Annotated in this window: 21 protein-coding genes, 1 tRNA gene and 1 rRNA gene; 15 read left to right on the forward strand and 8 right to left on the reverse strand. The window is 64.8% G+C overall.

The window, feature by feature from the left end; genetic code table 11:
- Positions 1-94: 94 nt before the first annotated feature.
- From LB543_RS07900 to LB543_RS07915, 4 genes are read left to right on the forward strand one after another with little or no spacing between them, the layout of a single operon-like run.
- A complete protein-coding gene (locus tag LB543_RS07900) occupies positions 95-1,081 on the forward strand; it encodes an ABC transporter permease (protein ID WP_224613673.1) in 987 nt (328 codons plus the stop codon).
- Entirely contained in the window at positions 1,078-1,908 is an 831-nt protein-coding gene (locus LB543_RS07905) for an ABC transporter permease (protein WP_224613674.1), read from the forward strand. The genes LB543_RS07900 and LB543_RS07905 overlap by 4 nt, the downstream gene beginning before the upstream one ends.
- On the forward strand, positions 1,905-2,933 hold the full coding sequence (locus LB543_RS07910; protein WP_224613675.1) for an ABC transporter ATP-binding protein: 1,029 nt from the start codon (positions 1,905-1,907) through the stop codon (positions 2,931-2,933). The genes LB543_RS07905 and LB543_RS07910 overlap by 4 nt, the downstream gene beginning before the upstream one ends.
- Entirely contained in the window at positions 2,930-3,706 is a 777-nt protein-coding gene (locus LB543_RS07915) for an ABC transporter ATP-binding protein (protein WP_224613676.1), read from the forward strand. The genes LB543_RS07910 and LB543_RS07915 overlap by 4 nt, the downstream gene beginning before the upstream one ends.
- A 37-nt stretch (positions 3,707-3,743) precedes the next feature.
- On the opposite strand, the gene LB543_RS07920 is transcribed toward LB543_RS07915, so the two are convergent.
- The 4 genes from LB543_RS07920 to LB543_RS07935 all read right to left on the reverse strand — a co-directional run bounded on the left by LB543_RS07920 (position 3,744) and on the right by LB543_RS07935 (position 7,974).
- Positions 3,744-4,499 (reverse strand): ATP-binding cassette domain-containing protein, encoded by a 756-nt coding sequence (locus LB543_RS07920; RefSeq protein ID WP_224613677.1) that lies wholly within the window; start codon positions 4,497-4,499, stop codon positions 3,744-3,746.
- Complete coding sequence (locus LB543_RS07925) at positions 4,492-5,553, reverse strand: ABC transporter permease subunit (RefSeq protein ID WP_224613678.1); 1,062 nt, start codon at positions 5,551-5,553, stop codon at positions 4,492-4,494. Before LB543_RS07925 ends, LB543_RS07920 begins: the two co-directional genes overlap by 8 nt.
- Positions 5,554-5,654: 101 nt before the next feature.
- Positions 5,655-6,632, reverse strand: coding sequence for an ABC transporter substrate-binding protein (locus tag LB543_RS07930; protein WP_224613679.1), 978 nt, complete (start codon positions 6,630-6,632; stop codon positions 5,655-5,657).
- Positions 6,633-7,068: 436 nt separating this feature from the next.
- Complete coding sequence (locus LB543_RS07935) at positions 7,069-7,974, reverse strand: sugar-binding transcriptional regulator (RefSeq protein WP_224613680.1); 906 nt, start codon at positions 7,972-7,974, stop codon at positions 7,069-7,071.
- A 266-nt stretch (positions 7,975-8,240) separates the two neighbouring features.
- On the opposite strand from LB543_RS07935, the gene LB543_RS07940 reads away from it, so the two are divergent.
- Positions 8,241-9,149: a tagatose-bisphosphate aldolase gene (locus LB543_RS07940; protein WP_140765362.1), complete on the forward strand. Its 909-nt coding sequence runs from the start codon at positions 8,241-8,243 to the stop codon at positions 9,147-9,149.
- A 34-nt stretch (positions 9,150-9,183) separates the two neighbouring features.
- Complete coding sequence (locus LB543_RS07945) at positions 9,184-10,623, forward strand: ROK family protein (RefSeq protein WP_224613681.1); 1,440 nt, start codon at positions 9,184-9,186, stop codon at positions 10,621-10,623.
- A gap of 11 nt (positions 10,624-10,634) precedes the next feature.
- Here LB543_RS07945 and LB543_RS07950 read toward each other — a convergent pair whose 3' ends face one another.
- Entirely contained in the window at positions 10,635-11,312 is a 678-nt protein-coding gene (locus tag LB543_RS07950) for a GntR family transcriptional regulator (RefSeq protein WP_140765366.1), read from the reverse strand.
- Positions 11,313-11,426: 114 nt separating this feature from the next.
- On the opposite strand from LB543_RS07950, the gene LB543_RS07955 reads away from it, so the two are divergent.
- The 8 genes from LB543_RS07955 to LB543_RS07990 are packed head-to-tail and all read left to right on the forward strand — an operon-like array spanning position 11,427 to position 20,180.
- Positions 11,427-12,014 (forward strand): amino acid synthesis family protein, encoded by a 588-nt coding sequence (locus tag LB543_RS07955; protein WP_224613691.1) that lies wholly within the window; start codon positions 11,427-11,429, stop codon positions 12,012-12,014.
- Entirely contained in the window at positions 12,007-13,803 is a 1,797-nt protein-coding gene (locus tag LB543_RS07960) for an alpha/beta fold hydrolase (RefSeq protein ID WP_224613682.1), read from the forward strand. Before LB543_RS07955 ends, LB543_RS07960 begins: the two co-directional genes overlap by 8 nt.
- On the forward strand, positions 13,800-14,837 hold the full coding sequence (locus LB543_RS07965) for an LLM class flavin-dependent oxidoreductase (protein WP_140765372.1): 1,038 nt from the start codon (positions 13,800-13,802) through the stop codon (positions 14,835-14,837). Before LB543_RS07960 ends, LB543_RS07965 begins: the two co-directional genes overlap by 4 nt.
- 10 nt (positions 14,838-14,847) lie before the next feature.
- Complete coding sequence (locus LB543_RS07970) at positions 14,848-16,317, forward strand: aldehyde dehydrogenase (RefSeq protein ID WP_224613683.1); 1,470 nt, start codon at positions 14,848-14,850, stop codon at positions 16,315-16,317.
- Between the two features lie 59 nt (positions 16,318-16,376).
- Entirely contained in the window at positions 16,377-17,381 is a 1,005-nt protein-coding gene (locus LB543_RS07975; RefSeq protein ID WP_224613684.1) for an ABC transporter substrate-binding protein, read from the forward strand.
- 60 nt (positions 17,382-17,441) lie between these two features.
- Complete coding sequence (locus tag LB543_RS07980; protein WP_224613685.1) at positions 17,442-18,302, forward strand: ABC transporter permease; 861 nt, start codon at positions 17,442-17,444, stop codon at positions 18,300-18,302.
- 1 nt (position 18,303) lies between these two features.
- On the forward strand, positions 18,304-19,104 hold the full coding sequence (locus LB543_RS07985; RefSeq protein WP_140765380.1) for an ABC transporter permease: 801 nt from the start codon (positions 18,304-18,306) through the stop codon (positions 19,102-19,104).
- Positions 19,101-20,180 (forward strand): ABC transporter ATP-binding protein, encoded by a 1,080-nt coding sequence (locus LB543_RS07990; protein ID WP_224613686.1) that lies wholly within the window; start codon positions 19,101-19,103, stop codon positions 20,178-20,180. The genes LB543_RS07985 and LB543_RS07990 overlap by 4 nt, the downstream gene beginning before the upstream one ends.
- A gap of 428 nt (positions 20,181-20,608) precedes the next feature.
- On the opposite strand, the gene LB543_RS07995 is transcribed toward LB543_RS07990, so the two are convergent.
- On the reverse strand, positions 20,609-20,974 hold the full coding sequence (locus LB543_RS07995; protein ID WP_140765386.1) for a winged helix-turn-helix transcriptional regulator: 366 nt from the start codon (positions 20,972-20,974) through the stop codon (positions 20,609-20,611).
- A 113-nt stretch (positions 20,975-21,087) separates the two neighbouring features.
- On the opposite strand from LB543_RS07995, the gene LB543_RS08000 reads away from it, so the two are divergent.
- Positions 21,088-21,834, forward strand: coding sequence for an SDR family NAD(P)-dependent oxidoreductase (locus LB543_RS08000; protein WP_224613687.1), 747 nt, complete (start codon positions 21,088-21,090; stop codon positions 21,832-21,834).
- Between the two features lie 460 nt (positions 21,835-22,294).
- Here the strand turns inward: LB543_RS08000 and LB543_RS08005 are convergent.
- Both LB543_RS08005 and rrf read right to left on the reverse strand, forming a co-directional pair.
- A tRNA-Met gene (locus LB543_RS08005) sits at positions 22,295-22,371 on the reverse strand.
- Positions 22,372-22,557: 186 nt separating this feature from the next.
- A 5S ribosomal RNA gene (gene rrf, locus LB543_RS08010) occupies positions 22,558-22,672 on the reverse strand.
- Positions 22,673-22,833: the final 161 nt, after the last annotated feature.

The following is a 22,833-nucleotide window of genomic DNA, read 5'->3' on the forward strand; positions in this document are numbered from 1 at the left end:
CCCCCTTGCGGGGGAGATGTCCGGCAGGACAGAGGGGGGTGCCTGGGCTCGGCATTTCTTATAGCCAGCCGCGCGCCAAACCTCCAAGGCGCGCATGACCCGCGCCCTCGTCCTCCTCCGCCGCCGCCTCGTCGGCAGCATCTTTGTACTGTTGATCGTCGTCGTCGGCACCTTCCTTTTGCTCGAAGCGGCCCCCGGAGACGCCGTCGACGCCTATATCGTCTCGACAGGCGGCGACGCCGGCATGATCGAGCTGTTGCGCCACCGCTGGGGCCTTGACCAGTCGGAGCTGACGCGGCTCGCCAACTACCTCTGGGCATTGCTGCATCTCGATCTCGGCCAGTCCGTCACCTTCTCCAGGCCGATCCGCGACGTCATCCTCGAACGCCTCCCGACCACGCTCATCCTGATGGTCAGCGCCACCGCGCTCTCCTTCGGCCTCGGCTCGGCGCTCGGCATCTATGCCGGCGCAAGGCCCGGCGGTTTGCGCGACCATTTTCTCTCCGTCGCCTCGCTGGCGCTCTACGCGGTGCCCGGCTTCTGGCTCGGGCTGGTGCTGATCCTAGTCTTCGCCGTCGACCTGCGCTGGTTGCCGATCGGCGGTGTCGAGACCCTGGCCTCGGACAAGACCGGTCTCGACCGCGCCGCCGACATCGCCATCCATCTGGCGTTGCCGGTTTGCGCACTCGGCTTCATCTATCTGGCGCTCTATCTGCGCATGATGCGCGCCGGCATGGCCGAGGTCTGGCGCCAGGATTTCGTGCTGGCCGCCCGCGCCAGGGGGCTATCGCGCCGCCGCATCGTGCTCGCCCATGTCGCCCGCAACGCACTGCTGCCGCTGATCACCATGCTCGGTCTGCAATCGGCGCAGATGCTGGGCGGCAGCGTCGTCATCGAGAGCGTCTTTGCCGTGCCCGGCCTCGGCCGGCTGGCGCAGGAAGCGGTGGCCGCGCGCGACACCCCCTTGCTGCTTGGCATCATCCTCACAAGCGCCGTCCTCGTCATCCTCATCAATCTGCTCGTCGACATTGCCTATGCCTTTCTCGATCCACGCGTCGGCGCCAGCGAGGCGGGCGCATGAACCGCCTGCGCCGTTTCCTGCGCACGCCCGAAGCGGTTGCCGGCACCATCCTTCTGACGGTGCTGTTCGCCATGGCGCTGTCGGCCTCGCTACTGTTTCCCGGGGACCCACAGGCCATTGCCGGCCCCGCGCTGCTGCCGCCATTCCAGGATTGGTCGCTGCCGCTCGGCACCGACCGGCTCGGCCGCGACGTACTGGCCGAATTGTTCCACGGCGCCCGCACCTCGCTGGCTGTCGGCCTCGCCGCGGCCGCCGCGGCCCTTGTCATCGGCGCGGTCGTCGGCACGCTGGCCGGCTTTGCCGGCGGCCTCGTCGACGAGGTGCTGATGCGCATCACCGACGCGTTCCAGACCGTGCCTGGTTTCCTGCTGGCGCTGGCCTTCGTCAGCGTGGTTGGTCCGTCGCTCGGCGTCGTCGTCGTAGCGATAGCACTCGGCACCTGGACGGGGCCGGCGCGCATTGCGCACGCGGAAGTGTTGTCGATCCGCGAGCGCGACTATGTCGCCGGTGCCCGCGTCATCGGCATGCATCCACTGGAGATCGCCTTTCGCGAAGTGCTGCCCAACGCCTTACCGCCGGTGCTGGCGATGTCATCGGTGATCGTCGCCGCCGCGATCCTCACCGAAGCGGCATTGTCGTTCCTTGGCCTCGGCGATCCCAACCGAGTCACCTGGGGCGGCATGATCGCGGAAGGCCGCACTGTCTTGCGCACCGCGCCCTTCCTGTCGATCGTCCCGGGCATTGCGCTGGTGCTGACGGTACTGGGCGTCTATCTCGCCGGCGAAGGCATCGTCGAGACGACGGCCGTACGCAGGGGCCTGTCATGACGGTGCTGGCGTCGATCCGCGATCTGGCGGTGACCTACCGCCGCGACGGCAGCGAAGTCGCGGCGCTGAAGAACATTACTCTCGATGTCCAGGCAGGTGAACGGCTGGCGATTATCGGTGAAAGCGGATCGGGCAAGAGCACGCTGGCGCTGGCAATCGCAGGGTTGTTGCCGCAGTCTGCCAGGATTGGCGGCGGCATCGAATGGTTCTCCCGGCCACCGTCGGGTGCCAAGGCACCCCCCTCTGTCCTGCCGGACATCTCCCCCTCAAGGGGGGAGATCGGCAGTTCCGCCGCTGGCTCCTTCCAACCAACCTCAGCCCCGACAACTTCGGCGATTGGCGAAAGCGGCAATAGGCGCGCAATCTCCCCCCTAGAGGGGGAGATGTCCGGCAGGACAGAGGGGGGCCTCGTAGGGCGCAGGGGGCAAAAGTCTGCCTCCAAATCGAACCATACCCCTCTCCTCGATCGCGACATCGGCTTCGTCTTCCAGGACCCATCCGCCAGCCTCGACCCGGTGATGACCGTCGGCAAACAGATCGCCGAGGTGGTGCATACCCATCTCGGTCTCGACTGGCGGCAGTCCTTCGCCAAAGCCAAAAGCTTGCTCGAACGCGTTCGCCTGCCCGATCCGGACTCCGCCCTGCGCGCCTTCCCGCACCAGCTTTCCGGCGGCCAGAAGCAGCGTGTGGCGATTGCAGCCGCGATTGCAGCCGGGCCGAAACTGCTGATCGCCGACGAGGCGACCAGCGCGCTCGACACCATCGTACAGGCCGAGATCGTCGCGCTGATCCGACGGCTGGTGGCCGAGGACGGCATGACGCTGCTGTTCATCAGCCATGACATTGCGCTCGCCGCCGAGCTTGCCGAACGCATCGCCGTATTTCGTCATGGCGAACTGATCGAACTCGGCGGCACCGGGCAAATCGTCAATGCGCCGACGCAAGCCTATACGCGCGCGCTGCTCGACGCCCATATCGGCCTCGACGCCGAGCCCTTGCTGAGCCGAAACGGGCTGAATGTATGAGCCTGCTAACAGTGTCCAACCTCACCAAACGCTATAGTCGCGGCGGCAAGACCCTCGCCGCGGTGGACGATGTCTCCTTCCATATCGAGCCCGGCGAAACGCTGGCACTGGCAGGCCCTTCCGGCAGCGGCAAGTCGACAATCGCGCGGCTGGTGCTGCGACTGATCGAGCCGGATGGCGGACGCATCGAATTTGAAGGCGATGATTTCCTTGCCTTGCGCGGCGCGGCCTTGCGTGCGCGCCGCGCGCGCCTGCAGATGGTGTTCCAGGATCCGCTCGCCGCCTTCAACCCGCGCGCCACGGTGGCGCGCGTCCTCGACGACCCCTTGCGCATCCACGGCGTCGCCTCGCGCTCCGAGCGCCCGCGCCGCATCGCTGCCTTGCTGGAGCGGGTCGGCCTGGCGGCCGATCTCGCGCCGCGCGCCATCCATGAAATCTCCGGCGGTCAGCGGCAGCGCGTGGCGATTGCCCGCGCCATCGCCACCAAGCCGTCGCTGATCGTGCTTGACGAAGCGGTGTCGGCGCTCGATGTCTCGGTGCGCGGCCAGATCCTCGCCCTCCTGCTCGACCTGCAGCGCCAGCAACGGATCGCCTATCTCTTCATTTCGCATGATCTCGGCGTCGTCCGGGCGGTCGCCCACCGTGTCATCCTTCTCGATGCCGGACGGATTGCGGAAAGCGGTGATGCCCAAACTGTCATCGACGCACCGCAATCGGTCGTCGGCAAGGCATTGGTGGCGGCTGCGCCTAGATTGAACAGAAGCAGACCATGATCCGGCCTTCGAACAAGATCATGCTGAGAGAACCCGCCTATCCCCCGACCATCAGCCGGACGACCTCATCATGGTTGGTCTCGGAAATCTTGCGCTCGCCGGCCTGGACGCCGCGCCGCAGCACGACGATGCGGTCGGAGACGGCAAAGATATCCTGCAGATTATGCGAGATGAAGATCACGCCGCGTCCTTGCGCCTTGAGCTGGTGGATCAGCGAAATCACCTTGCGCTGCTCCGGCACGCCCAGTGCCGCCGTCGGTTCGTCCATGATGAGGATCTGCGCATCCCAGTAGACGGCGCGGCCGATGGCGACGGCCTGGCGCTGGCCGCCGGAGAAATTGCTGACCGGGGCGTTCATCCGGCTGACGTGGAAATCCAGCCGCTTCATCGTTTCCCTGGCGGCGTCGGCCATCGCCTTGCGGTCGAGTACCGGCAGGAAGCCGAACGCTTTGCGCATCGGTTCGCGGCCAAGGAAGATGTTGGCGCCGATCGACAGATTGTCGGCCAGAGCCAGATCCTGGTAGATCGTCTCGATACCCTTTTCGCGCGCCTCCTGCGGCGTCGCGAATGCCACCGGCTGGCCACCGAGCAGGATTTCGCCCCCCGTCGGCTGGAACACGCCCGAGATCGCCTTGATCAGCGTCGTCTTGCCGGCGCCGTCGGCGCCGGCAAGCGCCACCACTTCGCCCGGCCGCACGGCCATGGAGAAATCGCTGAGCGCACGCACGGCGCCGAAATGCTTGGACAGGTTGCGGACTTCGAGCAAGGGGGTGTTCTGGTCGATGCTATTCATCCTGGCGGCCTCCACTGAACCGGCGCTGCGCCTGGTCTATGAGCACGGAAATGATGATGACGACGCCGACGGCGATGAACTGCCAGAACGGCTCGACATTGACGAAGACCAGCCCGTACTGGATCACCGCGATCACCAGCGCGCCGGCGACCGTGCCCAGGATCGTGCCGGAGCCGCCGAACAGGCTGGCGCCGCCGATCACCACCGCAGCGACGCTGTCGAGCAGCAGCGGCTCACCAGCTTGCGCCGCACCGGCGGTGAAGCGCGCCGCGTAGAGCGCCCCGCCAAGGCCGGCGCACATTGCCGACAGCACATAGAGCCGCAATATGTGGCCCCTGATATCGATGCCGGCGCGCCGCGCCGCCTGCACATTGGCGCCGATGGCATAATTGTGCTGGCCGAACCGCGTCTGGCTGAGCAGATAGTGCATCACGATGACGAAGACGGCAGCGATCATGACCAGATAAGGCACGCCGTAAAACTTGCCGTTGCCGAGCAGAGCGAACCAGGAATTCTGCACCGGCACCGTCGTGCCGCCGGCAAGCAGGAAGGCGACACCGCGCGCGACGCCGAACATGCCGAGCGTACCGATAAACGGCGGCACCCTCAGGCGCGAGATCAGCAGACCATTGATGACCCCGGGCAAGCCAGCGACGATCACGGCGGCGAGAATGCCCGCCAGCATGGCCAGCGGCAAGGGAATGGCGGCGCCCGCCAGATTGGTGGCATGCGCGGCAACGACGGCGGCAAGCCCCATGATGAAGCCGAGCGACAGGTCGATGCCGCCCGAAATGATGACGAAGGTCTGTCCGGTCGCCAGCAGCAGCGGCGCTATCGCGAAGATCGCGATGGATTGCAGATTGAACGGGTTGAGCACGAACGTCGCGCCGAAGGCGAACCTCGACCATATCTCGAAACAGATGATCAGGCCGACGAGGAACAGCCAGGCGCGCCCTTCGGCGATGTGTCCGATCAGGGTCCTGGCCGGATCGCCATGATCGGCCTGGGGGGCGACATGCTTCTCGGCCGACTGGGCTGGTGATGTCGAGGTCATGAGTACTCCGCGGCGCGGCTGCCTTCAAACAGGCCCCGCCCTTTGCGGGACCCGGCACGAGCTCCCCCCGGCGAACCGGGAGGAGCCAAGCTCGTCTGGACCTACTCGGAGTAGAGATACTTCGAGATCTTCGGGTCCGCGATGTTGGACTTGTCCATGATCGTGAAGCCGGTGCCGATCGTGACCGGGATCGACTGGCCGGTCAGATGAGCATAGGCCGAAACGACCCCGAAATAACCGATCTCGGCGGGATGCTGGGCGATTGCCACATCCACGAGGCCGGTGTTGATGTTGTCGACGATGCTGGTCGGCGCGTCGAAGGCAACGACTTTGACGGTTCCCGTCTGGCCCGCCTGCTTGACGCCGTTGGCGGCACCCAGTGCCGAGAACAGGTTGGCGCCGAACACGCCGACGAGATCGGGATTGCGCGCGAAGACAGCCTGCAGCTGCGAGGCCGCCTTGTTGGCGTCGTCGTCATTGAATTGGGTCTCCAGCACGGTGATGCCCGTATGCTTGGCCATCTCCTTCTTGAAACCCTCTTCGCGCTGGTCGGTGGTCGAAATGCCCGGCTTGACGTTCGACACGTAGACCTTGCCCTTGTCGCCGATGGCGGTGGCTAGCGCGCGCGCGGCGATCTCGCCACCCAGCACATTGTCCGAGGCAATGTAGGCCAGCGGGAAATCGGCATCGCCGGCACCCGTCTGGTAGACGCCGCTGCCGATGAACGTATCGACTGTTATGACCGGGATGCCGGCGTCATTGGCCTTGCGCAGCGGCTCCACCAGCTGAACCTTGTCGGTCGGCGCGATCAAGATCGCGTCCGGCTTCTTGGCGATGACCGCGTCGAGCACCGGCACCTGGGTGACCGGGTTGAAGTCCGGAGCACCCTGGAAGACCAGATTCACGCCGAGCGCGTCGGCGGCCGCCTGGGCACCCTTGCGCATGGTGATGTAAAAGCCGTCGGTGGTGAGGCCCGGAATGAGCGCAATGGTGTATTTCTTGTCCTGCGCCTGCGCGGGCGCCATCAGCACCGTCGCGCTGACGGCAAGCGCCGCGAGCGCGGCAACGATCTTCTTCATGAAATCCTCCTCATTGTTGGCAGTTCTGCCGTTTTCGGTGACATTGGAATGGCCGCCATCCGCGCGGAGGCAGGATGCCGACGGCCGGAAACGCCTGTTGCCTTTCGCGGGCAGCTCCTCCCAAGCGCCCTCCAGTCTAAATGTCAGCCGGTCCAGCCGACCGGCACAATCGCCGTACTCGCTTTCCTCGCCTCCGCAAGGTCAGGGAACCACCGCGCCCGGCATGCCTGCACGTCGGGTCCGCATTTTGTAACACTTTGCAGAAATAAATTGCAACTCGGTTTTTCCGAGGCCGCAACGCCGGCTTTTTCCAGACACCATATGACTGTTCCTCGGAGCCCCGGCGAACTATCGTCCCGACTCTCCGGCGACACAATCGATTTCGCAACGACTTCTCTCCGTGCGACAGCGCGGCATCAGTCCGGCATATCCGCCGCTATCGCGTTGCAAGAACCGCGAGGATAGCCTGCGCCGTCTTGGTATCCGTTACCAGCGCGTTGATCAGCCGGGCGCGAGCGGCGCCAATAATGGCCGTTGCTTTTTCCGGCGAGGCGGCGACGCCGATCACCAACGGCACGGCGCGAAGCTGCGCGGGCGACATGGCGATCATCCGGCTCTCCCCTTCCCAGGCGATCAGCGCGCCTTCCGCATCGAAGTAATGACGCAGCACGTCGCCAGCCGCATGGACCAGCGCCTGCTCGGTCGGCGTCGCGGCACTCGCCTCGGGTGGGTTGATGGCGTGCGGCAGGCCAATGCCGACGATCGCCACATCGGTCCTCTCCCACAGCGCGACGGCATCGCGGATGGTGGCGTCTCCGAGGAAGACCTCACGCAGCTCGCTCGACGGCAGATAGGGAGCGTGGATGAAGTGCGGTGTGCCGCCGAACTCCTCCGCGGCAAGCCGCACGAATTCGTTGACCTGGAAATGCGCCGCGTGCTGCTGCATGCCGCCGGTTGCGGCCACTGTCAGCACGCCCGGCATACGCGGCAGGCCGGCTCGAATGACCTCGCGCACGGCGCGCCCCCAGCCGATGGCGACGACGGAACCGGCCACCATCTGCACCTGCCTGAGCAAAGCGCCGAGCGGCGCGGAAAGCGCCGTCAGCGCGCCCGCCGCCGGCGTCTCGACAACGGCGGCGTCCCGTAATTTCAACCCGTCGACCAGTTGCCTGGTGATATCCTCCGGCGTCGCCAAGTCGATGACCTCGATGCGCACGATGCCCTCCGCTCGCGCCCGCTGCAGCAGGCGCGAAATCGTCGCGGTGGAGACACCGAGCTGCCGCGCTATATCGACCTGCGACATCTCCTCCACGTAGTGCAGCTTGGCAACCGTGTGCAGCATCGTGCGCGATGCGGTCGCGTCCTGGACGGAGGGAACAGACAGCTTGCAATTCCTTTCAGCAACGTGTTACACACGTATACGCCGATGGGAGTTATCGCGCAAATCCGGCGAACTCGCAACTTTGAGGGCCACGCCGGCAAGGCTGCTTATCCCAGCGGCCGGCGATGCATCAGGCGGCAAAATCTTCCTGCCGGCAGGCGGGCAAACTGACCATTGTTCCACGGGATCAGCGCCGTCGGCGCGCCAACATCGGACAGAAGAAAACCATGACGAAGATGACCACCGCGGAACTGCGCGGCTACCAGCAGATATGCGGCAAGGATGGAGCCATGGTGGCCATCGCCTGCGACCAGCGCGGCGGCATGCGCACCTTGCTGGCGTCGGACCCCGAGGACCAGGCCAGGATCACCAACGACATGCTCGGCGACACCAAGGCCGACATCACGCGCTACCTCGCAAGTGCGGCCTCCTGTGTACTGCTCGACCCGCTCTGCGCGGTGCCGCGGGTTGTGGACGAGGGCGTGCTGAACCGGGATACCGCACTCCTCATCGGCCTCGACGCGTCCGGTTTCGACGTCTCGCCGGAAGGCTACCGCCTGTCGCGGCTGGTTCCCGGCATCGATGCGCGGCGCGTGCGCGAACTCGGCGGCACGGGTGGCAAGATCATGGTCTATCTGCGGGCCGACAAGCCGCAAGCCAACGAACACAACATCGCCATCCTGCGCCAATGCATCGCCGATTTCGGCAAGGAGGACTTGCTGCTCGTCGTCGAATTCCTGACCTACCAGCTCGAAGGGGAAAGCCCCGAGGACTATGCGGCCAAGACGCCCTGGCTGGTAGAGGAAGGTACGAGGATTTCGCTGGAATGCGGCGCGAAGGTGTTGAAGCTTCCCTACCCCGGAACGCCGGAAGCCTGCGCCACCATCACGGAAATGGCCGGCGAAGTGCCGTGGGCCGTACTTTCGGCTGGCGTCAATCACGCCACCTTCCTCGGCCAGGTCGAGATCGCCATGCAGAATGGCGCCTCCGGTGTGATCGCCGGCCGTTCGCTGTGGAAGGACTGCATCTCGCTCGATCGTGACATTCAGCGCGAAAGGCTTGAGACTATCGCGGTGCCGCGACTGCGCGAGATCCAGGCGGTGATCGGGCACTATCGGCGGAAGGTCGCCGCCTGATATCCTGTTGGATCACCGGCACGTGCAGGATGTCATGCCACAAAAGTCGATGGCCATAGGGATCGATATCGGCGGCACCAATTTGCGTGCCGCTCGCATCTCGGGCAAAGGTGAAATCCTCAAACGTCTTTCCGAGAAGAGCACGCCCGACCCGGAGCTGGTGCTTGGCCGCATCGCTGACATGGTGCGCGTTCTCGATACGCCTGATGTGGCGGCCATCGGCGTCGGCGTTCCCGGCCGCGTCGACGCGCGCCGCGGCGCGGTCCTGTCGGGAGGCTATGTCAATCTCGCCTCGGTCGCGCTCGCGCGGCGACTGGAAAGCATGACCGGCAAGCCTGTCATTCTCGACAATGACTGCAACATGGCGCTGGCCGCCGAGATGGCGCTTGGCGCCGGTCGGGGCCATGACAACATCGTCATGTTCACCATCGGCACCGGCATTGGCGGCGCCGTCATCCAGAACCGACGGATTATGCGCGGCCGGGCGACGGCGGGGCAACTGGGCCACATCACCGTCGACGTTAACGGCGAAGTCTGCGCCTGCGAGCGGCGCGGCTGTGTCGAAACCACCAGTTCCGGCACGGCACTTGGCCGCCACATCGCGCGCGCCGGCTTGGGTCCCGACGTTTCGGTCGACCAACTCTTTGCCCGTGACGCGGCCGGCGATATCAAGGCGCGCGGCATACTGGAAGCCTGGGCAAGACCGCTGCGCGCGGCGATCGATACCACCGTCGCCATGTTCGACCCCGATCTCGTCCTGCTTGGCGGTGGGCTTGGCCTAGCGGCACACAGAGCGCTCGAACACGCGCCGGCGTTGGCGCCGTGGTACCAATGCCCGGTAGCGCCGGCGCAGCTCGGCGACGATGCCGGTGTGATCGGCGCCGCGCTCCAGGCGCTTTCGGCGCCGACATCGCTTGCCGTTCAGCCTGGCCGCGCCAAACGCGCCGTGCTCGTCAACGGCATCCCGGCCAGCGGCAAGAGCACGGTGTCGCGCGGCATCGCCGATCGCATGGGATGGCCGCTGCTTGCACTCGACACGATCAAGAACCCATTCCTCGAAGTGCTCGGCGGCGCCGACCGCGAATTCAATCGCACGCTGGGCCGCGCCAGCTACCAGGCAATCTGGTCGGTGGTCGGCGACGCTCCGGCCGACAGCACCTTCATCGTCGATGCCTGGTTCGGCTTCCAGCCGCGGCAAGTGCTCGAAGATCATCTGCGCAAGGCCGGCGTCGAACACACCGTCGAAATCTGGTGCCACGCGCCCGGCGAGCTTCTGGCCGAACGTTATGGCGCCCGGCTCGGTCAGCGTCTCCCCGGCCATCCCGGCGCTGCCTACATCCCTGAACTGATAGAACTGGCCAAGCGCGCCGAACCGCTACGGCGCGGACCGCTGTTCGACGTCGATACGACGCAGCCGATCGACTTCGACGCCATCGCCGCATGGCTGCGCGCGGCCTTGGCCAGTGGCGCCTGAGCCGGTGCCGGTTACGCCGGTGGCAGCCGAAGCGTCGTGCGGGCGATCTGCCAAGCGGATTCGACATGCCGCCGCGCCGCCGCTTCGGCCTCGTCGGGCTTGCGCGATCTGATGGCATCCATGATCTCGGTCATCTCGGCAATCGCCGGTACGCGGCGATTTTCCGAGAGAATGGTCATGGAACGCAGCTGGTTGATACGCACATTGAGCCCGGTCACGATCTCCCAGGCGACGCGCTTGTCGGCCGCGTCGAAAAGCACTTCGTAAAACTTTGTCGTCGCCCGCATCACCTCGGCCGGCTTGCCGGATGCCCAGGCTTCGAAAAGATCGGCGAGCGCACTGTCGAGCAGGGTCAGTTGCGCATTCGTCGCGGACATGGCGCAGGCACGCGCGGCTATGCCTTCGAGCAGGGCCCTGAGCTCATAGATCTCGTCGGTGCGGCCAAGGTCCGGCTTGGCCACCGCCGGCCCGTGCCCCGGTATCATCTGCACCAGGCCTTCGGCCTCCAGCTGCCGCAAGACCTCGCGCACGACCGAACGGCTGACGCCGAGCTGGTCGCAAAGCGGCCGCTCGACCAGCCTTTCGCCGGGCTGGAAATGGAAATCCATGATCGCCTCGCGCATGCGCTCCAGCGCCAGCGTTCTCAAGGTCTTGGCGCTGCGATCGATGCGTAGCGTGTCGTCTGACATGGGCGGTCTCCTGCCTCGCCACGAAAACAGATTCCATGGCCGGTTGACAAGTTACTTGGCGCTCCATAGCATGGTATACCATAAGATGATATGGCATCGACGACCGAGGATTTCATGCAGCCCGTCATTCGCAAGATCGTCACCTACACCGAGAACACGCTGATCGAAGGCGGCAAGGCAGCGCCTCGGCCGCTACGCCTCATCGGCGTCGCGGCGGTGCTTACCAATCCGTGGGCCGGACGCGGCTTCGCCGAGGATCTGTCGCCCGAAATCCGCGCCTGTGCGCCCGTGCTGGGAGAGACACTGACCCGTGAAATCATCGCCATCGCCGGTTCGGGCGACGCCATCGAGGGCTACGGCAAGGCCGCCATCTGCGGTACGTCGGGCGAGATCGAACACGCCTCGGCACTGATCCACACACTGCATTTCGGCAATCACTACCGCCGCGCGGTTGCCGCCAAGACTTATCTTGCCTTCACCAATCTGCGCGGTGGCCCGAACACGCCCATCATGATCCCGCTGATGGACAAGAACGACGAGGGTCGGCGCTCGCACTACCTGACGGTGCATTTCCAGATCGGCGACGCGCCGGCGCCGGACGAGTTGGTGGTGGCGCTCGGCGCCTCGATCGGCGGCCGGCCGCACCATCGTATTGGCGACCGCTACCAGGACCTCAAGGAAGTGGGCGACCTGCATGGCTGACGCACCCGCATCGGCATGGGCTCGACAGGATACGGCGCCTGATGGCACCGGCTTCATCCGAGCCGGCTCGGGCGCGCCGGTGCTGTTCATCCATGGTGTCGGCATGAACGCCGCGATCTGGCAGCCGCAGATCGAACGGATGGCCGGCAAATGGGATGTGATCGCCATCGACATGCTCGGCCATGGCCGGTCGCCGCTGCCGCCACCGAGCCCGGAACTGGCCGACTATGCCGATCAGGCCATTCGCCTGCTCGATCACCTCGGCCTCGACAAGGTGTCGGTCGTCGGCCACTCGATGGGCGCGCTCGTCGCCCAGGAGCTTGCGTTGCGGGCACCCCAGCGCGTGCTCGGCATCGTATCGCTGAATGCCGTGTTCCGGCGTCCACCAGAATTGGCCGAGGCCGTCCGTCAGCGCGCGGCCGCCCTCACCGGCCGGGGCGACGCGGCCGGCACGGCACAGACCATCACCCGCTGGTTCGGAGATCCAGTGCCGGCCGAACTCGAGGCGGCTGCGGGCAAGACGGCATCCGCGCTTGGCGCGGTCGACCCGGAAGGCTACGCCCGCACCTATCGCCTGTTCGCCCGCGCCGACGGCGACCACGCCGAGCGCCTGCAGACGCTAGCCGTGCCGGCCCTGTTCATGACCGGGTCCGAGGACAGGAACTCATCGCCGGCAATGTCGGCCGCCATGGCACGGCTGGCGCCGCATGGCCGCTGCATCGTACTTGCCGGCGAACGGCACATGATGGCGGTGGCCGCACCGGACCGCACCACGCGCCGCATCGTCGACTTCCTCGAAGCGGCGGAGCAAGGGGATGGGATGGTGACTTCTGGTTTCGACAGCGGCGAGTTCCGCCGCGCACTCGGCTCCTTCCTTACCGGCGTCACCATCGTCACCACGATCGGGCCCGACGGCGAGCCGCGCGGCTTCACAGCCAACTCTTTCACCTCGGTGTCGCTCGATCCGCCGCTGGTACTCGTCTGCGTCGCGCACAAGGCCTTGGGCCATCCCGTCTTCGCCACCTCGAAGAGCTTCGCCATCAACATCCTCAACGAGGATCAGAAGGCGGCATCCGGCATCTTCGCCTCGAAAGCGGCCGACAAGTTTGCCTCCGTGGCCTGGCGCCCGGGACAGACCGGCAGTCCGTTGCTGGACGGCTCGGTCGCGTCCTTCGACTGCGACATGGAGCGGCTGGTCGACGCGGGCGACCATTCGATCCTTATCGGCCGCGTACGCGACTTCGAGCACAACTCCTCGCAGCCTCTCGGCTACTGCCGCGGCGCCTATATCGCACCCGGCCTCAGCCAGGAGGCGCTTGCCGCCGCCCAGCCCGGCACCGATGTCGGCGCCATCCTCGAAAATGGCGGCAGGGTGCTGTTCCTGGAAACGGCTGATGGCTTCGAACTGCCGCGCGGCCGGGGACTGGGCTCGGCCGGCGATGGCAATAGCCTCCGGGGCCTGCTTGCCGCCAAGGCTATCGAGGCCCAGCTCGGCTTCCTCTTCGCCGTCTGGGACGACGCTGGCAATTCGGCGCGCACGCATGTCTATTATCGCGGCACGTTCGACGTGCCCGCCTCCAGCGATCGTGGCATCCGGCTGGTCGACATCGACGCGATCGGCGACTTGAAGATCGTCGATCCGGCGGTCCGCTCGATGCTTGCCCGCTATGTCAGGGAATGCACGCAGGACGCCTTTGGCGTCTATGTCGGCAATGAGATGGAAGGCGAAGTCAGGCCGCTAGGCAAAGCGCCTGTGTCCGCTGCCTCCTATACAGGTGACCACAGATGAAGTTCTCGCTCTTCGTGCATATGGAACGGTCGGATCTCGCCAAGCCGCATTCGGAGCTGGTGAGTGAGCTTGAGGAATTGGTCCTGCAAGCGGAGCAGGCCGGCTTCGAGACGGCCTGGATCGGCGAGCATCACGGCATGGAATTCACCATCTCGCCGAACCCGTTTATCAACATCGCTTATCTGGCGGCCAAAACGAGCCGCATCCGTCTCGGCACGGGCACGATCGTTGCGCCGTTCTGGCATCCGATCAAGCTTGCCGGCGAAGCGGCCATGGCCGACGTCATCAGCAGCGGCCGGCTCGACATCGGTATCGCGCGCGGCGCCTATAGCTACGAATATCAACGTCTGTTCCCCGGGCTCGACGCCTGGGGCGCCGGCCAGCGCATGCGCGAAATGGTGCCGGCGATCCGTGGCCTATGGGACGGCGACTTCGAACTCTCCGGCGAGTTCTGGTCGTTCCCGCCGACCACCTCCTCGCCCAAGCCCTTGCAGAAACCCTATCCGCCGATCTGGGTGGCGGCGCGCGACCCGAACTCGCACGATTTTGCCGTCGCCAACGGATGCAAGATCCAGGTGACGCCGCTAGCTTCAGGCGACGACGAGGTGTCGAGCCTGATGCAGCGCTTCAACGCCGCTTGCGACGCACATCCGGACATCGCCCGGCCGGAAATCATGCTCTTGATGCACACATTCGTCGCCGAGGACGCGGCCGATGCCGACCGGCTAGCCCGGGACCTGTCGAGTTTCTACTGCCAGTTCGGCGCCTGGTTCCAGAACAAGAAGCCGGTGCATCAAGGCGTATTGGAGCCGCTCACAGAGGATGAGATCGCCGCGATGCCGCAATATGCGCCAGACAAGATCCGACAGAACCTGGTGATCGGCGAAGCGGACGAAGTCATTGCCCGGCTGAAGGCCTATGAGGCGCTCGGCTACGACCAGTACTCGATCTGGATCGACAGCGGGCTCTCGCACGAACGCAAGAAGAAATCGCTGCAACTGTTCATCGACCGGGTGATGCCGGCCTTCCTCTGATAGCGAGCCCATGACCGACGCTCTTTTCAGGAACTACATCGACGGCCGCTTCGACGAGCCGTCCGCGACCTTCGACAGCGTAGATCCGTCGACGGGTACGCCGTGGGCCAGGATGCCGGCGGCGAGCGAAGCCGATGTCGACCGCGCCGTCGAAGCGGCGCACCGGGCGCTGCGGTCCGACGCGTGGCGAAAGACGACCGCCACCGCGCGCGGCAAACTGCTGGTCAAGCTCGGTGACCTCGTCGCCGCCAATGCCGGACGTCTCGCCGAACTCGAGACGCGCGACACCGGCAAGATCATTCGCGAGACCCGCGCCCAGATCGCCTATGTCGGGGACTACTACCGCTATTATGGCGGGCTCGCCGACAAGCATGAAGGCGCGCATGTGCCGATCGACAAGGCGGACCTCGACGTCACCATCCGCCGCGAGCCGATCGGCGTCGTTGCCGCGGTCGTGCCATGGAATTCGCAGCTCTTCCTCTCCGCCGTCAAGCTCGGCCCGGCGCTGGCGGCCGGCTGCACGGTCGTGCTCAAGGCCTCCGAGGACGGCCCGGCGCCGTTGCTCGCCTTCGCCGAGCTCGTCCAGCAGGCCGGCTTTCCCGAAGGCACCGTCAACATTCTCACCGGCTTCGGCCAGGATTGCGGCCGCCGCCTGACCAGCCACCCGCTGGTCTCGCGCGTCGCCTTCACCGGCGGCCCGTCCACGGCGCGTGCGATCGTCAGGAACACGGCGGAAAATCTCGCCTATACGACGCTCGAACTCGGCGGCAAGAGCCCGGTCGTGGTCTTCGCCGACGCCGATCTCGACAGCGCCGCCAATGCGGTGGTCGCCGGCATTTTTGCGGCGACCGGCCAGAGCTGCGTCGCCGGCTCGCGCCTGCTGGTCGAAGGTTCGGTGAAGGACGAGTTCCTCGCCCGGCTGAAGCGCAAGGCCGAGGCGATCAGGATCGGCGATCCGCAGGACCCGGCCACCGAAATGGGTCCGCTCGCCACGCAACGGCAGCGCGACTGGATCGAGAAGATCGTCGTGGAAAGCCTCGACAAGGGCGGCAAGCTTATCACCGGTGGGACACGTCCCGGCGGCCCCGGTTTCTACTACGCGCCGACCATCGTCGATGCCGGCAGCACCGATCTGCCCTGCGTGCGCGAGGAATTGTTCGGGCCTGTGCTCAGCGTGCTCGCCTTCGACACCGAGGCACAAGCGCTAGCGCTCGCCAACGACACGCCCTTCGGGCTGGCTTCCGGCGTGTTCACCAGCAATCTCGGCAAGGCGCACCGCATGGCGCGCGACATCCATGCCGGCGTGGTCTGGGTCAACACCTATCGCGCCGTGTCGCCGCTCGTTCCCTTTGGTGGTTACGGCCATTCCGGGCTCGGTCGCGAGGGCGGCCTCGATGCCATCAGAGATTACACGCGCTCGAAATCCGTCTGGATCAAGACGTCGGACGAGCCGATCCCCGATCCCTTCGTCATGCGCTGAACAGCGTCGGGCGCAGGTGCACTGAGAAAAACAAGAACAGACCAACAGAGGAGAATAAAATGAAACTGATTTTGACCGGCATTCTGGCCGGACTGCTCGCGGCGACCGCCGCCAAGGCCGATGAAATGGCGTTCACCAGCTGGGGCGGCACCACGCAGGAAGCGCAGACCAAATCCTGGGCAGCGCCCTTCGAGGCGAGCTCCGGCATCAAGGTGCTGCAGGACGGGCCGACCGACTACGGCAAGCTCAAGGCCATGGTCGACGCCGGCAACGTCACCTGGGATGTCGTCGACGTCGAGATGGACTTCGCCATAAAGGCCGCCAAGGATGGCCTGCTGGAGACTATCGACTATGCGATCGTGCCCAAGGCCGATCTCGACCCCCGCTTCAGCAACGAGCATGCCGTCGGCAGCTTCTACTATTCCTTCGTGCTCGCCTGGAACAAGGGCGCGGTCTCCGGTGAACCGGCCAGTTGGGCCGACATGTTCGACACCAAGAAGTTCCCCGGCAAACGGACCTTCTACAAATGGTCGGCGCCGGGCGTCATCGAGATCGCGCTGCTCGCCGACGGCGTGCCGGCGGACAAGCTCTATCCGCTCGACCTCGACCGTGCCTTCAAGAAGCTCGACACCATCAAGTCTGATATTGTCTGGTGGGGCGGTGGCGCGGAGTCGCAGCAGCTGATCGCCTCCGGCGAGGCTGCCTTCGGCCAGCTCTGGAACGGCCGCGTCTTCGCGCTGCAGCAGGACGGAACCGATGTCGGTGTCTCCTGGAACCAGAACCTCACTGCCGCCGACGTTCTGGTCGTACCGAAAGGGGCGAAGAACAAGGATAGCGCCATGAAGTTCCTGGCCGCTGCCACCAGCCCGGCCGGCCAGGCGAAATTCGCCGAGGCCAGCGGCTATGCGCCGATCAATACCAAGGCCAAGGCCGAGATGCCGGCCGATGCGGTCAAGGCCTTGCCCGACGCCCATGTCGACGGCCAGATCAACCTCGACATGAACTACTGGGCCGAGCATCGCGACGAGATCGCCACGCGCTGGTACGCCTGGCAGACCAAGTAGCGCCACAGGAACCGGCGGGGCGCGGGAACCGCGCCCCGTTCGGGCAACGGGAACCGGCCGATGCAACGAAATTCTCTCAAACGCGGCGCCATTGCCGGCCTGCCGGCCGGCAGCGGTGGTTCCTTGCCGGCCCTGGTTCTGGTCGGCTTGTTCTTCGTCGTGCCGGTCATCGCTCTTTTGCTGCGCAGCGTCACCGATCCCGAGCCCGGTCTGCAGAACTACGCCGCGCTGCTTGGCAGCGGCACCTATGCCCGGGTGTTCCTGAACACCTTCCTGGTCGCCGCCGTCGTCACCGCCGTCACGATCGTGGTGGCGTTTCCGGTCGCCTGGATGCTGGCGATCATGCCGCCGGCCTTCGGCTCGCTGGTTTTCGGCATCATCATCCTGTCGATGTGGACCAACCTGCTCACCCGCACCTATGCCTGGATGGTATTGCTGCAACGCACGGGGGTGATCAACAGGACGCTGATGGGCCTGGGCATCATCCAGGAGCCCCTGCCGCTGATCAACAACCTCACCGGCGTCACCATCGGCATGGTCTACATCATGCTGCCCTTCATGATCCTGCCGCTGGTCGGCACGCTGCGTGCCATCGACCCGATGACGCTGCGCGCCGCCGCTCTTTGCGGGGCAACCCCGTACCAGGCCTTCCGCCGCATCCTGTTGCCGCTGTCGCTTCCCGGCATCGCCGCCGGCGGGCTGATGGTCTTCGTCATGTCGCTTGGCTATTTCGTCACGCCTGCCCTGCTCGGCGGCACATCCAACATGATGCTGGCCGAGATGATCGCCCAGACGGTGCAGTCGCTGCTCAACTGGGGGCTCGGCAGTGCCGCCGCCTTCGTGCTCCTGGTCGCCACTATGGCGCTCTACGCGCTCCAGCTTCGCCTCGTTGGCGCCAAGCGCCCCGCCGGAGGACTCTGACATGCTGCTCGACTATGACAGGCTCGGATGGCTGCGCGTGGCGCTTGCCGGCTTCACCGCGCTTGTCGCGGCTTTCCTGCTGCTGCCGGTGGTCTTCATCGTGCTCTTGTCGTTCGGCTCCTCGCGCTGGCTGGCCTTTCCACCGCCCGGCTGGACTCTGAAATGGTACGAGCAGTTGTTGGCCGACCCGACCTGGATCGATGCCGCGCTGACCAGCGCAAAAATCGCCGCCATGGCCGCCATCCTCGCCGTCGTCATCGGGCTGTTCGCGTCCTTCGCTTTGGTCCGGGGCGAATTTCGCGGGCGGCAAATCCTGCGCGGGCTGCTGCTGACGCCCATGGTGCTGCCGGTGGTCGTGTTCGCCATCGCCGTCTACGCTTTCTTCCTGCGCATCGGGCTGGCCGGCACCACGATCGGCTTCGTCATCGCGCACACCGTCCTCGCACTGCCCTTCGCAATCATTCCGATCACCGCCGCGCTCGAGGGCTTCGACAAATCCATCGAGGATGCAGCCATCGTCTGCGGCGCCAGCCCGCTGCAGGCGCGGCTGCGGATCACCTTGCCCTCGATCCGGATCGGCATCTTCTCGGCGGCAATCTTTTCCTTCCTCGCCTCGTGGGACGAGGTCGTGGTGGCGATCTTCATGGCGAGCCCGACCTTGCAGACCTTGCCGGTGAAGATCTGGGGCAGTTTGCGCGCCGACCTCAGTCCGGTCGTCGCCGCCGCCTCCAGCCTGCTCGTCGGCCTGACCTTGTGCCTGATGATCGTGACCGCACTCCTTCGCAGAAAATTATCGAGATGACCCGGCCATTCCTGTCCATACGCGCGGTGAGAAAGACGTTCGGCGCCTTCGTCGCCGTCCACGATGTCACCATCGATGTGCCCAAGGGCGAATTCCTGACCTTCCTCGGGCCGTCCGGCTCCGGCAAATCGACGACGCTCTACGCGATCGCCGGATTCCAGGACCCGTCCTCCGGCGACGTCCTGCTGGAGGACAAGTCGCTGCTTTCAGTGCCGTCGCACAAGCGTAACATCGGCATGGTCTTCCAGCGCTACACGCTGTTTCCGCATCTGAGTGTTGCCGAGAACGTTGCCTTTCCGCTGCGTGTGCGCGGCCGCCCCGACGCCGAAGTGAAAAAGAAGGTCGCCGACATGCTGGCGCTGGTGCGGCTGGAGAATTTCGCTGGCCGCTATCCCGGCGCGCTGTCGGGCGGCCAGCAACAGCGCGTGGCGCTTGCCCGCGCGCTCGCCTACGATCCGCCGATTCTCTTGATGGACGAGCCGCTGTCGGCGCTCGACAAGAAACTGCGCCAGGAGATCCAGGCCGAGATCCGCCGCATCCACCGCGAGACCGGCGTCACCATACTCTATGTCACCCACGACCAGGAGGAGGCGCTCCATCTGTCGGACCGCATCGCCCTGTTCAAGGAGGGGCGCATCGAACAGATCGGTACCGGCGAGGACCTTTATCTCAGGCCGGCCAGCGAGTTCGTCGCCGGCTTCATCGGCAACTCGAATTTCCTGCCCGCCGAGCATCTGGAAACCGCCAATGGCGCATCGACCGTGCGCCTGGCCGACGGCTCGGTCGTGAGCGGCGTTAAGACCACACAGGCCTTCGATCGCGGCCAGAAGGCCCGCCTGATGGTGCGCCCTGAAGCGTTCCGGCTCACGCCTGGGCCGGCGAGCGCAGCACTTGCCGTCGAGATCGTCGATACCGCCTTCTTCGGCGACCGCAAGCGCGTCGTGGCGCGAACCGCCGGCGGCGATGAGATCGATGTCAGGCCGACTTCGGATGCGGTGGAACCGGATAGCGCGGATTGCGCCACGGGCAGGCGGATCTTTTTCGATCCTGCTTCCGCCTTCCTGTTTCCAGCCTGAAGCCTGCCCTTGAAACCACAGCGGCGATTCCGCCAGCGGCCCGCACGACCAGGCCTGTCGCCCGTAACGCCGGGCCATGAGAAATCACCGCCAGCCTCGCAGCCGGCATCAATCAGTAGCCGACGGTGAAGCGCTGCCTGACATGCGTCGGCTTCTCGATCAAGATGGCAAACCCACAGAATGCACGGCGTTCAGATCATTGCCGCACCGTCACTACGGGCGCCGGTGTCGCGCGAGCGGCTTCGTCCTCAAGGCCGGAAGGGGACCGTCCGCTTCTGGAGCGGCAGGAAAGCGAACTTACGTCTGATTTGGAGAAATGCCGCTACGGTTCAAATCGTCCAGCCGTCCGGGAAGATGCAGATGGGCACAATTTTCACGCTATAGCCACCTGCGAGACCCTATAGCTTGCCTGCGAGATATTCTGAAATTCAGGCGACTTTCTCCACCTCGGAAGCGCCGCGGCGTGACATGAGTTTCTCGACTTCGATCATATGTTCCGTTCCCCAGGCGCAGAGTGGCTTCAAGGCTCCGGCAAGGGTCTGGCCAAACGCAGTGAGGGAATACTCGACTTTCGGCGGAATTTCCTTGAAGTCGAGCCGGTCGACGATCCCATCAGCCTCCAGTTCCTTGAGTTGCTGGATGAGCATCTTGTCACTGACATTGCCGATGGCGCGCCTCAGGTCACCATAGCGTCGGGCTTCGTGAGCAAGGTGGAACAGGATCAAAGGCTTCCACTTGCCACCGATGACAGCCAACGCAGCGTCCAGCCCGCAGATAAAGCTAGGTGTCGCCATTTCGTATGCTCCAATTAGTTCTTGCTAAAATGTCACTTACCAAAATGTGCATACTGGAAGAAAGAAAAGCAAGCCTCTAGATCGAAGCGGTCATCATTTTCCAGGAGATCGAGATGGGCAGGCTTGAAGGTAAAATCGTCGTCATAACTGGCGGCAACAGTGGCATCGGTCTGGCTACCGCCAAACGGTTTGTGGCGGAAGGCGCAGAAATTTTTATTACCGGCCGTCGTCAGGAGGAACTGGACAGGGCGGTCGAAGAGATCGGCTCCGCAGTGACAGCGGTGCACGGCGACGTTTCGCGTCTGGATGATCTTGATCGGCTGTTCGCGGCAGTGCGTGCAAAGAGCGGACGAATAGACGTTCTGTTCGCCAATGCGGGGCTCGGAAAGCTGGCTCCGCTTGGCGCCATCGATGAAGCGTCATTCGATTTGACGTTCGACGTCAACGTCAAAGGCACGCTCTTCACGGTGCAGAAGGCGCTGCCGCTTATGCGGGCCGGTGGATCCATCATCCTCACCGGCTCGACCACCGGCTCGACGGGAACGCCTGCATTCGGCGTCTACAGCGCGACCAAGGCTGCAATCCGCAATTTCGCCCGAAGCTGGGCGCTGGACCTGAAGGGGGCAGGCATCCGTGTGAACGTGCTCTCTCCCGGCGCCACTGAGACACCCGGCCTCAAGGGTCTAGCAGAGGCTGGAGAGGAGGATGTCTTGCTGAAGGGCCTTGCCATGCAGATACCGCTCGGCCGTGTCGGGCACCCCGAGGAGACTGCTGCTGTGGCGCTCTTCCTTGCCTCGGACGAAAGCAGCTTCATGACCGGTAGTGAGGTCTTCGTTGACGGCGGAGCCGCACAAGTTTGACGGCCCATCGAACCTCGGCCCCGAGCTTCCTTGCTTGGGGCCTTTTCTGCGAGCGCACGGGAAACACCGATTCTGCGATCCAGCAATCTGCGGCACGCTCTGTTTCACTGCCGCGTGATGCCGGACCGGGCGGGACTCTAACGCGTCTGCGCGTCCGAGAAGCCCGCGACATCGACGCCGAATTGCGCGACGCCGGAAACCCGTTTCAATTCTGCCCGGGCAACGCCGCTTTCCTTTTCGGCGATGTCGACGCAGATTTGCTCGATGTCCTGATCGTCAACTGCTTCACTGCTTCGAGCGGCAGCTGTACTGTATTGGGGGGCGGAGGGACCGTGCGGACGCCTTCATTTGGCTCCGCCTTGGTGCTGCCGCGACGCGGCTGCCGAGAAGAAGAACCGCATTCCTCAAACGCAAAAACCGCCCCGATTAGATCGGGACGGTTATTGATTTATGATAAAATTGGTTGCGGGGACAGGATTTGAACCTGTGACCTTCAGGTTATGAGCCTGACGAGCTACCGGGCTGCTCCACCCCGCGTCAACCGTTGGACGTAAGCCGAGGCCTACAGATAGTAAGGATGTCCACCAAATGAAAGGGCCGCTTAGGGCGGCCCGAGGTTTCCCGTTGGCGGGCCATGTGCAGAGAAGATTTCATCACATCGACCCAAAAATCGGCTTCGATTTTTGGAAAGTACGATGTGACACATAAACGTGCGTTTAGCAGACCTGGCAGCGACCTACTCTCCCGCGTCTTGAGACGAAGTACCATCAGCGCTGGAGCGTTTCACGGCCGAGTTCGGAATGGGATCGGGTGCAGCCGCTCCGCCATGACCACCAGGTCGGCAAAACGCACGTTGTTCGAGAAGCTGTTTTCTGTGCCAAGGCGACGTTTGCAGTTTGCCTTCGGGCGAAGCCCGCAAGCGCGACTGCGCGTCGCCGGTTTACCGGCGCCCTCGCGGAGCATAGGCCCCGAAGGGGCCGCTCATGCGTGAGCGCTGGC

The sequence above is a fragment of the Mesorhizobium sp. ESP7-2 genome (assembly GCF_020164715.1).
Classification (GTDB): Bacteria; Pseudomonadota; Alphaproteobacteria; order Rhizobiales; family Rhizobiaceae; genus Mesorhizobium.